The 14,181-nt window shown below is 53.2% G+C and carries 12 protein-coding genes; 5 read left to right on the top strand and 7 right to left on the bottom strand.

The genetic code is table 11. The annotated features are described in order from the left end of the window. From ABVN36_RS10735 to ybiB, 4 genes are all read left to right on the top strand, one after another. Positions 1 to 1,512 (top strand): iron-containing alcohol dehydrogenase (locus tag ABVN36_RS10735; protein WP_393921181.1); only part of this gene is annotated, 1,512 nt, incomplete at its 5' end. A 181-nt stretch (positions 1,513 to 1,693) separates the two neighbouring features. Beyond that, positions 1,694 to 3,055: an ATP-dependent RNA helicase RhlE gene (gene rhlE / locus ABVN36_RS10730; protein WP_023138453.1), complete on the top strand. Its 1,362-nt coding sequence runs from the start codon at positions 1,694 to 1,696 to the stop codon at positions 3,053 to 3,055. A gap of 207 nt (positions 3,056 to 3,262) precedes the next feature. Continuing rightward, entirely contained in the window at positions 3,263 to 5,407 is a 2,145-nt protein-coding gene (gene dinG / locus ABVN36_RS10725) for an ATP-dependent DNA helicase DinG (protein ID WP_001218630.1), read from the top strand. 29 nt (positions 5,408 to 5,436) lie between these two features. Then, positions 5,437 to 6,411, top strand: coding sequence for a DNA-binding protein YbiB (ybiB, locus tag ABVN36_RS10720; RefSeq protein WP_023138452.1), 975 nt, complete (start codon positions 5,437 to 5,439; stop codon positions 6,409 to 6,411). 155 nt (positions 6,412 to 6,566) lie between these two features. On the opposite strand, the gene ybiJ is transcribed toward ybiB, so the two are convergent. Together ybiJ and ABVN36_RS10710 are read right to left on the bottom strand one after the other, a co-directional pair. Further along, positions 6,567 to 6,827 (bottom strand): DUF1471 family protein YbiJ, encoded by a 261-nt coding sequence (gene ybiJ, locus ABVN36_RS10715; protein WP_000849089.1) that lies wholly within the window; start codon positions 6,825 to 6,827, stop codon positions 6,567 to 6,569. Positions 6,828 to 7,111: 284 nt separating this feature from the next. Next, positions 7,112 to 7,378 carry a DksA/TraR family C4-type zinc finger protein gene (locus tag ABVN36_RS10710; RefSeq protein ID WP_000146330.1) on the bottom strand — a complete coding sequence of 89 codons (267 nt, stop codon included), beginning with the start codon at positions 7,376 to 7,378 and terminating at the stop codon, positions 7,112 to 7,114. A gap of 204 nt (positions 7,379 to 7,582) precedes the next feature. Here ABVN36_RS10710 and rlmF point away from each other — a divergent pair, with 204 nt between their 5' ends. Then, positions 7,583 to 8,509, top strand: coding sequence for a 23S rRNA (adenine(1618)-N(6))-methyltransferase RlmF (gene rlmF, locus ABVN36_RS10705; protein ID WP_001275964.1), 927 nt, complete (start codon positions 7,583 to 7,585; stop codon positions 8,507 to 8,509). Here rlmF and ybiO read toward each other — a convergent pair. The 5 genes from ybiO to dps all read right to left on the bottom strand — a co-directional run bounded on the left by ybiO (position 8,506) and on the right by dps (position 14,097). Beyond that, positions 8,506 to 10,728 carry a mechanosensitive channel protein gene (gene ybiO / locus ABVN36_RS10700; protein ID WP_023138451.1) on the bottom strand — a complete coding sequence of 741 codons (2,223 nt, stop codon included), beginning with the start codon at positions 10,726 to 10,728 and terminating at the stop codon, positions 8,506 to 8,508. The genes rlmF and ybiO overlap by 4 nt on opposite strands. A 118-nt stretch (positions 10,729 to 10,846) precedes the next feature. Continuing rightward, entirely contained in the window at positions 10,847 to 11,569 is a 723-nt protein-coding gene (gene glnQ, locus ABVN36_RS10695; protein WP_000569093.1) for a glutamine ABC transporter ATP-binding protein GlnQ, read from the bottom strand. Further along, complete coding sequence (gene glnP, locus ABVN36_RS10690) at positions 11,566 to 12,225, bottom strand: glutamine ABC transporter permease GlnP (RefSeq protein ID WP_001159076.1); 660 nt, start codon at positions 12,223 to 12,225, stop codon at positions 11,566 to 11,568. The genes glnQ and glnP overlap by 4 nt, the downstream gene beginning before the upstream one ends. Positions 12,226 to 12,370: 145 nt before the next feature. Beyond that, positions 12,371 to 13,117 (bottom strand): glutamine ABC transporter substrate-binding protein GlnH, encoded by a 747-nt coding sequence (glnH, locus tag ABVN36_RS10685; RefSeq protein WP_000838671.1) that lies wholly within the window; start codon positions 13,115 to 13,117, stop codon positions 12,371 to 12,373. Positions 13,118 to 13,593: 476 nt separating this feature from the next. Further along, a complete protein-coding gene (dps, locus tag ABVN36_RS10680) occupies positions 13,594 to 14,097 on the bottom strand; it encodes a DNA starvation/stationary phase protection protein Dps (RefSeq protein WP_000100805.1) in 504 nt (167 codons plus the stop codon). Positions 14,098 to 14,181: the final 84 nt, after the last annotated feature.

Here is a 14,181-nt window from a genome sequence, read left to right as displayed (position 1 = left end):
ACCTCCTGCCTGTACACTGACCAGGATAACCAGCCAGAACGCGTTGCTTACTTCGGTCAGATGATGAAAACCGCGCGTATCCTGATCAACACCCCGGCCTCTCAGGGTGGTATCGGTGACCTGTACAACTTCAAACTCGCACCTTCCCTGACGTTGGGTTGTGGTTCCTGGGGTGGTAACTCCATCTCTGAAAACGTTGGTCCGAAACACCTGATCAACAAGAAAACCGTTGCTAAGCGAGCTGAAAACATGTTGTGGCACAAACTTCCGAAATCTATCTACTTCCGCCGTGGCTCTTTGCCCATCGCGCTGGATGAAGTGATTACCGATGGCCACAAACGTGCGCTGATCGTGACTGACCGCTTCCTGTTCAACAACGGCTACGCAGACCAGATCACCTCTGTGCTGAAAGCGGCTGGCGTTGAAACCGAAGTCTTCTTCGAAGTTGAAGCCGACCCGACGCTTTCCGTTGTTCGCAAAGGCGCTGAGCTGGCGAACTCCTTCAAACCGGACGTGATCATCGCGCTGGGCGGTGGTTCCCCGATGGACGCCGCGAAAATCATGTGGGTCATGTACGAACATCCGGAAACCCACTTTGAAGAGCTGGCGCTGCGCTTTATGGACATCCGTAAACGTATCTACAAGTTCCCGAAAATGGGCGTGAAAGCGAAAATGATCGCCGTCACCACCACTTCCGGTACCGGTTCTGAAGTCACACCGTTTGCGGTTGTGACCGACGATGCAACCGGTCAGAAATATCCGCTGGCTGACTACGCCCTGACCCCGGATATGGCGATTGTCGACGCCAACCTGGTGATGGATATGCCGAAGTCCCTGTGTGCGTTCGGTGGTCTGGATGCGGTAACTCACGCTCTGGAAGCTTATGTTTCCGTACTGGCTTCTGAGTTCTCTGACGGTCAGGCTCTGCAGGCCCTGAAACTGCTGAAAGAAAACCTGCCGGCGTCTTACCACGAAGGGTCTAAAAATCCGGTTTCGCGTGAACGTGTTCACAGTGCAGCGACTATCGCCGGTATCGCGTTTGCCAACGCCTTCCTCGGTGTATGTCACTCCATGGCGCACAAACTGGGCTCTCAGTTCCACATTCCGCACGGTCTGGCGAACGCCCTGCTGATTTGTAACGTTATCCGCTATAACGCGAATGACAACCCGACCAAGCAGACCGCTTTCAGCCAGTACGATCGTCCGCAGGCACGCCGTCGTTACGCTGAAATTGCTGACCACCTGGGCCTGAGCGCGCCGGGCGACCGTACCGCCGCTAAGATTGAAAAACTGCTGGCATGGCTGGAAAGCATTAAAGCTGAGCTGGGCATTCCTAAGTCTATCCGTGAAGCAGGCGTGCAGGAAGCTGACTTCCTGGCACACGTTGACAAACTGTCTGAAGATGCCTTCGATGACCAGTGCACCGGCGCTAACCCGCGTTATCCGCTGGTATCGGAACTGCGCCAACTGCTGCTGGCAAGTTTCTACGGCGAGGCGTTTGCTGAACAATAACGCATGGATCTCCGTCGCGGGGCGTCATTTTCCCCGCGGCTCACCGTAAGGATAATTTATGCGCCGCATCACAAAAACTGCTACACTCCGCCCCTTCATGACATTGTGGTTTTTGTCATTCCAAATTTGAGCATCTCCCTGAAAACTACACCGGCAACGGTCGGGGCGGTCCGGAGTAGTTATGTCTTTTGATTCCCTGGGATTAAACCCTGATATCCTGCGCGCTATTGCCGAGCAGGGTTACCGTGAACCTACCCCTATTCAGCAACAGGCGATTCCCGCCGTGCTGGAAGGCCGCGATCTGATGGCCAGCGCCCAGACTGGAACCGGTAAAACGGCGGGTTTTACCCTGCCATTGTTGCAGCATCTGATTACCCATCAGCCGCACGCTAAAGGTCGTCGCCCGGTGCGTGCGTTGATCCTCACGCCAACCCGCGAGCTGGCGGCGCAAATTGGCGAAAACGTCAGAGATTACAGTAAATATCTCAATATTCGCTCGCTGGTGGTATTTGGCGGCGTAAGCATCAATCCGCAGATGATGAAACTGCGCGGCGGCGTGGATGTGCTGGTGGCGACGCCGGGACGTCTGCTCGACCTGGAACATCAAAATGCCGTGAAGCTGGATCAGATTGAGATTCTGGTACTGGATGAAGCCGACCGTATGCTGGATATGGGCTTCATTCACGACATTCGTCGCGTGCTGGCGAAACTGCCGGCGAAGCGTCAGAATCTGCTGTTCTCCGCCACGTTCTCCGACGACATCAAAGCGCTCGCCGAAAAGCTGTTGCGCAACCCGCTGGAAATCGAAGTGGCGCGCCGCAACACGGCCTCAGAGCAGGTAACGCAGCACGTGCACTTTGTCGATAAAAAACGTAAGCGCGAACTGCTGTCACAAATGATTGGCCAGGGCAACTGGCAGCAGGTGTTGGTCTTCACCCGCACCAAGCATGGCGCGAACCATCTGGCGGAACAGCTTAATAAAGACGGTATTCGCAGCGCGGCGATCCACGGTAATAAATCGCAGGGCGCACGTACCCGCGCGCTGGCCGATTTTAAATCCGGCGATATTCGCGTGCTGGTGGCGACGGATATTGCGGCGCGTGGTCTGGATATTGAAGAACTGCCGCACGTGGTCAACTATGAACTGCCGAACGTGCCGGAAGATTATGTACACCGTATTGGCCGTACCGGTCGCGCGGCGGCAACTGGCGAGGCGCTGTCGCTGGTCTGTGTTGACGAACATAAATTGTTGCGTGATATCGAAAAGTTGCTGAAAAAAGAGATCCCACGCATTACGACGCCGGGCTATGAGCCGGACCCGTCGATTAAAGCGGAGCCGATTCAGAATGGTCGTCAGCAGCGCGGCGGCGGCAGTCGTGGACGCGGACAAAATCAGGGAGGAGCGGGGCGCAGTCAGCAGCCGCGACGTCAGGATAGTGGGGCAGCGAAGGCGAAACCAAAACCGCGCACAGGCGAGGGGAAACCCGCTGGCGACAAAGCTCGTCCGCCGCGTCGCCCGCGCAGAATCACGCCTGCCCAGTAAATTTTATCCGGCAACATGCCCGGTAGCGCGACGCTTACCGGGCCTACGGACTATGCAAATACGTAGGCCCGATAAGGTGCTTGCACCGTCATCCGGCAAAATACACATCGCGTTGCGAGCCGCCTTCCAGAACCGGTAAAAAAGGTACTTCCCGCCCCTGAAATGTGACACAATAGTGGCTGTTTATACAGTACTTCAGGTTTTCTCATGGCATTGACCGCTGCGCTGAAAGCGCAAATCGCCGCCTGGTATAAGGCGCTTCAGGACCAGATTCCCGACTTTATTCCCCGTGCGCCGCAGCGGCAGATGATTGCTGACGTCGCCAGAACGCTGGCCGGGGAAGAAGGGAGACATCTGGCTATTGAAGCGCCGACCGGCGTCGGGAAAACCCTCTCCTATCTTATTCCCGGTATCGCCATTGCCCGGGAAGAGCAAAAAACACTGGTGGTCAGTACTGCTAACGTGGCGTTACAGGATCAGATCTTTAGCAAAGATTTGCCGCTGCTACGAAAAATCATCCCCGATCTGCGCTTTACCGCCGCCTTTGGCCGCGGGCGTTACGTGTGTCCGCGAAACCTGGCGGCGCTCGCCAGTAGCGAGCCTACGCAGCAGGATCTGCTCGCCTTTCTTGATGACGAACTGACGCCTAACAACCAGGAAGAGCAAAAGCGCTGCGCCAGGCTGAAAGGGGATCTTGACGGTTACAAATGGGATGGTCTGCGGGATCATACCGACATTGCTATTGACGACGATCTGTGGCGGCGATTAAGTACCGATAAAGCCAGTTGTCTGAACCGCAACTGTCACTATTACCGCGAATGTCCATTCTTTGTCGCCCGACGTGAAATACAGGAAGCGGAAGTCGTGGTGGCGAATCACGCGCTGGTAATGGCGGCGATGGAAAGTGAAGCCGTACTGCCGGAACCAAAGCATCTGCTGTTGGTACTGGATGAAGGTCATCATCTGCCCGATGTCGCGCGCGATGCGCTGGAGATGAGCGCGGAAATTACCGCCTCCTGGTATCGCTTGCAACTGGATCTGTTCAGCAAACTGGTGGCGACCTGCATGGAGCAGTTTCGCCCTAAAACCACGCCGCCGTTAGCGAACCCTGAGCGACTTAACGCCCATTGCGAGGAGGTGTACGAACTGATCGCCTCGCTCAATGCCATTCTTAATCTGTATATGCCCGCAGCGCAGGAGGCGGAGCACCGTTTTGCAATGGGCGAGTTGCCTGATGAGGTCATGGAAATCTGCCAGCGACTGGCGAAGCTGACCGAGACGTTGCGTGGGCTGGCGGAATCCTTTCTCAACGATCTCAGCGAAAAAACCGGGTCGCACGATATTGTGCGTTTGCATCGGGTGATTTTACAGATGAACCGGGCGCTGGGAATGTTCGAGGCGCAAAGTAAATTATGGCGGCTGGCTTCGATGGCGCAGTCTTCAGGCGCGCCGGTGTCCAAATGGGCGACGCGTGAAATACGCGAAGGGCAACTCCACGTCTGGTTCCATTGTGTCGGTATCCGCGTCAGCGATCAGCTGGAAAGATTGTTATGGCGCAGCGTACCGCACATTATTGTCACCTCGGCGACACTGCGCTCGCTCAATAGCTTTTCGCGTCTGCAGGAAATGAGCGGCTTAAAAGAAAAAGCCGGCGACCGCTTTGTGGCGCTGGATTCGCCGTTTAATCATGTGGAACAGGGGAAACTGGTGATTCCTCAAATGCGCTACGAACCCACCATTGATAACGAAGAGCAGCATATTGCCGAAATGGCGGCCTATTTTCGCGAGCAACTGGAGAGCAAAAAACATCATGGTATGCTGGTACTGTTCGCCAGCGGGCGGGCGATGCAGCGTTTTCTGGAGCATGTCGCTGATGTGCGCTTACTCCTCCTGGTCCAGGGCGACCAGCCGCGTTACCGGCTGGTGGAGCTGCACCGTAAACGGGTGGAGAGCGGCGAACGCAGCGTGCTGGTTGGGCTTCAGTCTTTTGCCGAAGGGCTGGATCTTAAAGGCGAGCTGCTGACGCAGGTCCATATCCATAAAATTGCCTTCCCGCCGATCGACAGCCCGGTCGTGATCACCGAAGGCGAATGGCTAAAAAGTCTGAATCGTTATCCGTTTGAGGTACAAAGTTTACCAAGCGCGTCTTTTAATTTAATTCAGCAGGTAGGGCGATTGATCCGTAGCCACGCCTGTCGGGGAGAAGTGGTCATTTATGATAAGCGTTTGTTGACCAAAAACTACGGACAGCGTTTACTGAATGCCTTACCTGTTTTTCCGATAGAGCAGCCTGCCGTGCCAGACGTTATAGTAAAACCAAAAGCAAAACCTGCACGCCGCCGACGGCGTTAATGCTGTGAGCACACTTCAAGGAGCTTTCAATGGATTATCGCAAGATCATCAAAGAGATCGGGCGAGGTAAAAATCACGCCCGCGATCTGGATCTGGATACCGCGCGCGGTTTGTATACCCGAATGCTGAATGGCGACGTCCCCGACCTGGAGATGGGCAGTATATTGATGGCGCTGCGTATTAAAGGCGAAGGCGAAGCCGAAATGCTGGGCTTTTATGAAGCCATGCAGAATCATACCATCAAACTGACACCGCCCGCAGATAGGCCGTTGCCGGTCGTTATTCCCAGCTATAACGGCGCGCGTAAACAGGCGAATTTAACGCCGTTGCTGGCTATCCTGCTGCATAAATTGGGCTTTCCAGTTGTAGTACACGGCGTCAGTGAAGATCCGACCCGCGTACTGACGGAAACAATATTTGAGCTGATGGGGATTGTGCCCACCCTACACGGCGGACAAGCGCAGGCCAAACTGGACGGGCGCCAGCCGGTGTTTATCCCGGTGAGCGCGCTCTGCCCGCCGCTGGAAAAACAGCTGGCGATGCGCTGGCGGATGGGCGTGCGCAACAGCGCGCATTCACTGGCCAAGCTGGCGACGCCATTTGCTGAGGATGCCGCGCTGCGTTTATCAAGCGTTTCTCATCCTGAATATGTTCCGCGTGTGGCGACCTTTTTTAGCCGCATTGGCGGGCGGGCTTTGCTGATGCATGGTACCGAAGGCGAAGTCTATGCCAACCCGCAACGCTGTCCGCAAATTAGCCTGATTGATAGCCGCGGCGTGCAGGTACTGCATGAGCGCCAGAGCGACACGTACGACGAGCCGCTTTCACTGCCTGCGACTAAAGATCCTGAAATCACCGCGCGCTGGATTGAGCGCTGCCTTGCCGGCCACGAGTCGGTGCCGCAATCATTAAAAACGCAAATGGCCTGTTGTCTGGTTGCGACGGGAGAGGCGGCGACGTTAGAAGACGGGCTTGCGCGCGTCGAACAGGCTTTTAGCGAATAAAAAAAGCCCGTCCAGTGGCGGACGGGCAAATAAGGGTAACAAACAGGGTTAATGAGGGTTGGAGCAGTGGGTCTGTTGGCAAACAGACGAGGGTAATACCCGTCAGAATTCAAACAACAGCGATGTTACAGCCTGAAATCTGGCGGGCAGGTAAATTATTTATAAATCACCGCAGTGCCGCTCATTTTGTCATTACCTACGGCGGAGGTGATGTTATAAGCGCTTGCGCCAGCAGCGGCGGCTTTTTCAGCCAGTTTAGCTTCCAGGCCATCCAGCGTGGTGGCGCCATCGGCAGACACTACGCCGATTTTATGCAGGTTTTGCGTCTGAGACGCGCTAACCGGTTCTGCGGCAAAAGCGCCAAAAGAAAGGGTGGAAAGCGCGATGGCTGCAACAGCATATTTAATGGTTTTCATGATTAATCTCTCGCAGGTTATTCTGTTTATGGGACGATGTTCCGTCGATGTGATGAGTATCACGGTTTTTTGCGAAAGATAAAATCGAATAGAATTGACTGCCTTGCTCAAAATTTTTGAATGACAAATAACCTATTGATTATTAATTAATTCAACGGTTGAATTTACCTTTCTTGTCATCTGGCTTTACAGAGTCGAGGTTAACGGCACATTCTGCGACGCAGAACGCTAAAAAGCATGAGCGTAAAGGAATGGATAATACTGGCGGTTTCGGTAAAGAAAAGTCAGCGTAACTGGCTGTCTTTTGAACCTCTACGATTATATCCTGAAAATGTTGCGTTATGTAAATCTTTCTCCTGTTGGCAGGCTATGCATAACCGAACGCCCGGCACGGCTTTACGCCGCGCTTCAGGGATAGGGTCGCCGCACGATTCGCATTCATCGCGACTTTCGCCGTGGGGAAGTTCGCCGCGAGCGCGGGCAACGGCATCTTCAATGGTATTGTTGATTTGTTCATTCACTGCGTCATCATTTGCCCAGCCGGATGCCATCACGCTCTCCTGATTTTAGGGTACCTGAGGTTAAGTGTAGCGCCGTCAGGTGAAAAAATCGCATCGCGCGATCTTTTCAGACCATGAGCAGAACCAATGTCATTCAGATATCCGATCAAACGAGCGAGGCAGGGAATTCGCGGTGGTATATTTACCCCGTGGCGTTATACGGGTATCTTACGCCGCTGCTAAAAGGAGAATGCCATGTCCGCCCAGAAACCGGGGTTACACCCGCGCAACCGCCACCAACACCGTTATGATCTCGCCGCACTGTGTCAGACCACGCCGGAATTGACGTCCTTTCTTATCCGCACGCCCGCCGGTGAACAGAGCGTTGATTTTGCTAATCCGCAAGCGGTAAAAGCGCTCAATAAGGCGTTGCTGGCGCATTTTTATGCCGTTACACACTGGGACATTCCGCCAGGGTTTTTATGTCCGCCGGTGCCTGGTCGTGCGGATTATATCCATCATCTGGCGGATCTGCTTGGCGAAACGACAGGGAGTATTCCGGCGCAGGCAACTATTCTGGACGTGGGGGTGGGCGCCAATTGTATTTATCCGCTTATCGGCGTCCATGAATATGGCTGGCGATTTACCGGTAGTGAAGTCAGCGACGCAGCGATGTCCAGCGCGCAGGCTATCATTCAGGCTAATACGGGGTTAAGCCGCGCCATTCGTCTGCGTCGGCAAAAAGATCCGGCGGCCATTTTTACAGGTATCATTCATAAAAATGAATTTTATGACGCAACGCTTTGTAACCCGCCTTTTCACGACTCCGCCGCCGCAGCCCGCGCGGGCAGCGAGCGTAAGCGCCGCAATTTGGGGCAGAATAAAGATGATGCGCTGAACTTTGGCGGTCAACAGCAGGAGCTATGGTGCGAAGGCGGCGAAGTCGCCTTTATTAAAAAAATGATTGCTGAAAGCCAAACTTTCCGCCGTCAGGTGTTGTGGTTTACGACGTTGGTGTCGCGCGGCGAAAATTTACCGCCGCTTTACCGGGCGTTGACGGAGGCTGGCGCGGTGAAAGTGGTGAAAAAAGAGATGGCCCAGGGGCAAAAGCAAAGCCGCTTTATTGCCTGGACCTTTATGGATGACGACCAGCGTCGCCGTTTTATCACCCGTAAACGCTAAATCGTCGGTTCGCGCGGCGGCAGTGAATCAGGCGACGGGCCGCCGGCGGGGGCGGGTAGAACCTGATACGTTTGCACCGGCGCGCGCACATTGGCCAGATCAAAATGCTTTTTCACCTGGCTATCAAGGGCAAAACGCACCGTCCACTGCTTGAGCGGTAGCGTGGTGAACGACACGCGTAAAGTAAACGCCGTGTTCGTTAAACCGACAATACCGGCGAACGTGGGTTCGCCGATAATCAGCCCGCGAATATCCTCCGTCTCCATCAGCGCCGTTACCGCGTCTTTCAGCGCCTGATTCGCTTTATCCGCATCCTCATGGCGATCCACGTCATAGTTGGCGACAACAGAGCCGATACCGCGCACAAAGTTGGCGAAAGTGGTGATCGAGGACCACGGGATAATATGGTATGCCCCGGTATCCTGCCGCACGCCGACGGAACGAATCGACATTCTTTCGACCGTCCCCGTCAGCGGGCCTATGGTGACTAAGTCGCCGGTATTCATCCCGTTTTCAAACTGAATAAAGACGCCGGTAATAATATCTTTCACCAGGGTTTGCGAACCGAAAGAGATAGCCAGACCTAACGCCCCCGCGCCAGCCAGCAATGGCGCGATATTGACGCCGATTTCCGATAACACGATCATGATGGTTATGGTACTGATAATCACTGCCAGCGCATTGCGGAACAGCGTCAGCAGCGTGCGCGTGCGGGCGCTGGGTAGCGGGCGGCCATGAATATCGGAGGCCAGGCGATTCTCAATCAGACTGGCGAGAATCGTCCATCCCACGGCGGAGAAGAATAAGATTAACGCGATACGGATGAGGATATCGACCATCTTTTCCCCCGCGCCATAATGTAGCCAGTGCCAGAAATCGAATAATCCCCAGGCGTTGAGCAACAGCATAACGGCGACGCAGACGGTCAAAAAGCGTGCGACTTTTAGCGCTGAGGAGAGCCAGCCGTTAAGCCGCTTTTGTAATTCCGGGTAGTTGCGCTGCGTATGGGGCGACAGGGTGATGGTTTTCGCTATCCAGCGGGTAAACATACCGGAGATAAACGCCGCGATGCCAATAATCGCCAGACTGCGCACGGTCGCGCCCATCATAAACTTCAGACTATTGCCTGGGTCGAATAACGAGAAGAAAAACAGCACGATAAAGTAGGCGCTGGCCAGCCAGTGCCACACCAGCGCAAAGGCGCGGATAAACAGGCTAAAAAAGGCTAATGATCGTTCCGCCAGACTTAATAAATGTTGCGTAATCTCCGCTTTGTTTTTAAAGATCAGGTACAGCGCCCAGATGGTGATGCAGAGCATGATCGCCACATTCGCCATCGCGCCAACCTGAACATTCACCTGGTTGGAAATAATCGGAACGGCAACAATCAGCCCGTAGCCAATCAAACTGCTAAGGGAACTCATACGGCGATTCCAGTAACGCGCTGTCGCATCCTGAATCGCGAATGGGCGTAATTCCGGTACATTAGGGCAAAAAATAAGCCGCAGAATCGCTTTAAAGAATTCTATCAGCGCGAAGGCATTCAGGAACAGGCTTTGCTGAAAAGCGATAGTTCGACTTCCGGCATGGAAATTATCACTGAGCATCTGACCGATAAATAAGGTGAGCGCCAGTAGCAGCAGGTCGATAATAAACGCGCCGACGATCATCGCCGGGAGCTGTAACCAGTTGCTGCGTTCACGGTTTTTCTTGCGCGCCCACAGGCCCATTTTTCGATATAACGGCAGGGCGCAAAGCCGTATCACGCTATAAAAACCAAATACCGCGGCGGCCAGAAATAAAAAGTGGGTTAACGCGTTGGTGAAGGTTTGCGAGTTAAATGGCTTGTGCGGCGCATCGGTGATGTTGCGATAAAGCTGGGCGAAACGGGTAGCGAAAGCATCGCCGTACTGACGGGTAACGGTGGTGACGTTCTCCAGTACCGTTTTCTCATCTTTGGCCGCAGGCGGCGCAAGCGCTGGCGCCGGCTCGGTCGGCGGCGTGGTTGAGGCTTCGCGGAGTTGCGCTATCAATTCGTTACGTGAAGCCTCGTTCTCCAGTACGTCAGCCAGGGCCGCATAGGCCGCTTTTTTTTGTTCAGGACTGGGCTCTGGCGCTGCTTGCTGGCTGGTTGATGTCCCCGTGGTCACGCCGGGTATGGCGACCGCATGGGCAGGCGCGCCCAGTAGACAAAAAAGGATGAACAGGGTCCACCGCATGACTCCTCCAGTGAGAAAAGAGACGCAAAACACTAAGTATAGATGGCGCAGGGGAGGGAAAATGAAATGGGACTATTCCATGATGCCCTTCCTGCCGCAGGGCAGGAAGGGCGATATCTCAGGAGACGTGCTGTAAAAATTCCTGTAAACGTGGGCTTGGCGGGTTTTCGATCAACGCCTGCGGACTGCCATCTTCGGCAATACGGCCTTTATCGATAAAAATCAGCCGTGAGGCGACTTTTTCGGCAAAGCCGATTTCGTGAGTGACAATGACCATGGTCATGCCTTCTTCCGCCAGATCCTGCATGACTTTCAGCACTTCATGGCGCAGTTCAGGGTCCAGAGCGGAGGTTGGCTCGTCAAAGAGCATCATTTTCGGCTTCACTGCCAGCGCTCGGGCAATGGCGACGCGCTGTTGTTGACCGCCGGAAAGCTCGGAGGGGTAGTGGTGCGCTCGTTCCGCCAGTCCAACTTTCGCTAACAGAGCTTTCGCCTGTTTTTCCGCTTCTTCTTTCTTTACGCCGCGCACGCGCAGAGGACCGAACATCACGTTTTCGAGCGCGGTCAGATGCGGGAACAGATAAAACTGTTGAAACACCATGCCGGCTTCCTGGCGAATCAGCCGTTCGTCTACTTTAGGATCGTTGACTTTCAGACCATCGACAATCAGATCGCCGGAGGTGATCTCTTCCAGTTTATTGATACAGCGTAATAATGTGGATTTACCCGAACCGGAAGGGCCGATAATCACAACCACTTCGCCCTGACGGATGTTTAAATCAATGTTATGTAGCACCTGGGTGGGGCCAAAGTGCTTGGAGACGTTTTTAAATTCAATCACAGGATTTTCATCCTTCTTTCAAGACGACGCAAAATAAAGCTCAACACCAGCGTAATGATCAAATAGAAGACGGCCACGGCGCTCCAGATTTCCAGGGCGCGAAAGTTACCGGCAATAATTTCCTGGCCCTGACGGGTCAGCTCGGCTACGCCGATAACAATAAACAACGAGGTGTCTTTGATGCTAATGATCCACTGATTGCCCAGCGGCGGCAGCATACGGCGCAGAGCAAGCGGTAAAATAACATGGCGGATGGTTTCCCGGCGAGAAAGGCCCAGCGCCAGACCCGCTTCGCGAAAACCTTTGTGAATGGATAGTACTGCGCCGCGAGTAATTTCCGCGATATAAGCGCCGGAGTTAATCATAATTGTCACGACCGCTGCGCTGAACGGATCAATACGCAAATCATTAAATGCCATCGGCAGGGCAAAGTAGATAAACATGACCTGGACAACGATGGGCGTGCCGCGAATAATTTCAATGAAAACCAGGGCGATGTGGTTGGCGAACCAGCCGCCAAACGTACGGGCAAAACCTGCCGCCAGTCCAATAACCAGGCCGCCAGCCAGACCGAGGACCGAGATCCACAGGGTCATTTTAGCGCCCTCAAGTAAAAGCGGAATGGCGGGCCAGATGGCGCTCCAGTCAAACTGCATATGTCGTTCCTGTTACCGTGGTGTAAATAGTCAAATGCTCTATCCGGTGCGGAAATGGCGTGAAAGTGTCTTATCCGTCACGGAAAAGAGCTGTAGGCCCGGTGAGCGTCCTCACTACCGGGCCACAAGCCAACATCAGGTCGTTTTATTTAGGTTCTGTACCGAACCATTTTTTGTAGATTTCGTTATAGGTGCCATTCTCACGCAGCGTTTTCAGCGCGCCGTTGACTTTCTCGCGCAGTTCATCGCTGCCTTTCGGGAAGGCAACTCCGTATTGCTGTGCTTCCAGCGATTCGCCTACCGCCTTGAACTGGCCGTTGCCTGCGGTTTTGATAAAGTACAGGATGTTCGGCGTATCGTGCAGAACGGCGTCTGCGCGGTTGGTGCCTAATTCCATGTACGCGTTATCAATGTTCGGGAACTGACGCAGGTCTTTAGTTTTGATGTTCGCTTTCGCGTAATCCACCGACCCGGTTCCGCTCTTCACGGCAACGACTTTGCCATCGAGGTCTTTAACGCTTTTAATATCGTTATTGTTGGCTTTCACCATCACGAGCAGACCGCTTTTGTAATAGCCATCGGAAAAGTCGATCGCTTTTTTACGCTCGTCCGTAATCGTAATACCCGCCAGCGCCAGATCGATATTTTTGGTTTGTAATGCCGGAATAATGCCGCTGAAATCCATCGGTTTCAGGGTGTAGTCCAGCTTCAGTTCTTTCGCGATAGCGTCCCACAGATCAACATCAAAACCGACGTATTTGTCGCCCTGTTTAAATTCAAACGGAACGAACGCCGTATCGGTTGCCACCACGAGTTTCTTATCCGCAGCGTGCGAAGACACCGCAAAAGCCAGGGTAAGTGCAGCCAGTGAAACTTTTAATAGAGACTTCATAGCATTTCCTTTTCTATCCACGGGGCGATCCCCTGCGAGAACATGTAGCGTAATGAAAAAATCATGCCAATTATGTAACTCATTGTTTTAACAGAAGCGTGAACCATTCCTGTGCACAATAAGTCGGGCAAAACCAGTATGCCGCACCGTTTTGGGGCACTGATTTAGTGCATGAATAACAAAGTAGAGATACAGGGTCTATTTAGCGTAAAAATTGTTGTTAAAACAATCTTTAATTAACGATTGTGTGATGTAATTATTACAAATAATTCACTTTTATCGGAGGGGAGTACAAGACGTGTGCACTATTTAAGTGCAAAACCCCTGTGCCAGGCAGGGGTATAGGGATGACTTATATACCTGTGTACATCAAGTTGCAGGTGCGTTCGCTTCAGTGACCGACGGAAGTCAGGCTTCTGCGGATTCGCTGCGTTTGTACCTTCCTGCAACTCGAAGTATTCAGGGTAGAGATAGATTTATTCGATGTTGGATTCGATAAACCACAGGAATTTATCGAGGTCGCGTGATGCGGCGGTAAAGATATCGGCAGTGTCTTCATCTTTGGCTTCACCAATAGCTTTGCGAACATCATTAGCGACAACAGCGTAGCGATCGGCCAGTTCTTTTAAGTGATCCTGCACGTTATGGATGTCGAGCGGATAGCTTTTCAGTGGAGTTTTGCTGTTGATAACTTGCGTGGTGCCTAACGCCACACCGCCAAGCTGTACGGCGCGCTCGGCCATAGTATCCAGATGATCGGTCAGTGCGGTACGGAAGCCATCCAGCATCTCATGAACGGCAATAAAGTTAGCACCGCGCATGTTCCAGTGGGCCTGTTTCGTGATCAGCGACAGGTCAATGAACTGGATCACCTGACGATTAAGCAACTCAACCGTCGCTTTTTTATCGCTCTCTGATACATCGTTACGGGTATAAAGCAGATTAGACGCTTTTGTTTTTACCAGTTTAGCGGTACTCATAATCTCATATCCTCTTGATGTTTGTGTCCCAGGTAATTAACGAAAATAAGTATAGCACCGGTTTTTAACTTTGCTTTTTTGAAT

The sequence above is a fragment of the Salmonella sp. SJTUF15581 genome (assembly GCF_043356775.1).
Lineage (GTDB): Bacteria > Pseudomonadota > Gammaproteobacteria > Enterobacterales > Enterobacteriaceae > Salmonella > Salmonella enterica.
Note: the sequence above shows the minus strand (reverse complement) of the source record. Positions and strands in the feature narration are given on the sequence as shown.

What these genes read in the sequence shown, in the direction of transcription:
- rhlE (WP_023138453.1), top strand. Translation starts at nt 1,694, where the DNA reads ATGTCTTTTGATTCCCTGGGATTAAACCCTGATATCCTGCGCGCTATT.
- dinG (WP_001218630.1), top strand. Translation starts at nt 3,263, where the DNA reads ATGGCATTGACCGCTGCGCTGAAAGCGCAAATCGCCGCCTGGTATAAG.
- ybiB (WP_023138452.1), top strand. Translation starts at nt 5,437, where the DNA reads ATGGATTATCGCAAGATCATCAAAGAGATCGGGCGAGGTAAAAATCAC.
- ybiJ (WP_000849089.1), bottom strand. Translation starts at nt 6,827, where the DNA reads ATGAAAACCATTAAATATGCTGTTGCAGCCATCGCGCTTTCCACCCTT.
- ABVN36_RS10710 (WP_000146330.1), bottom strand. Translation starts at nt 7,378, where the DNA reads ATGGCATCCGGCTGGGCAAATGATGACGCAGTGAATGAACAAATCAAC.
- rlmF (WP_001275964.1), top strand. Translation starts at nt 7,583, where the DNA reads ATGTCCGCCCAGAAACCGGGGTTACACCCGCGCAACCGCCACCAACAC.
- ybiO (WP_023138451.1), bottom strand. Translation starts at nt 10,728, where the DNA reads ATGCGGTGGACCCTGTTCATCCTTTTTTGTCTACTGGGCGCGCCTGCC.
- glnP (WP_001159076.1), bottom strand. Translation starts at nt 12,225, where the DNA reads ATGCAGTTTGACTGGAGCGCCATCTGGCCCGCCATTCCGCTTTTACTT.
- glnH (WP_000838671.1), bottom strand. Translation starts at nt 13,117, where the DNA reads ATGAAGTCTCTATTAAAAGTTTCACTGGCTGCACTTACCCTGGCTTTT.
- dps (WP_000100805.1), bottom strand. Translation starts at nt 14,097, where the DNA reads ATGAGTACCGCTAAACTGGTAAAAACAAAAGCGTCTAATCTGCTTTAT.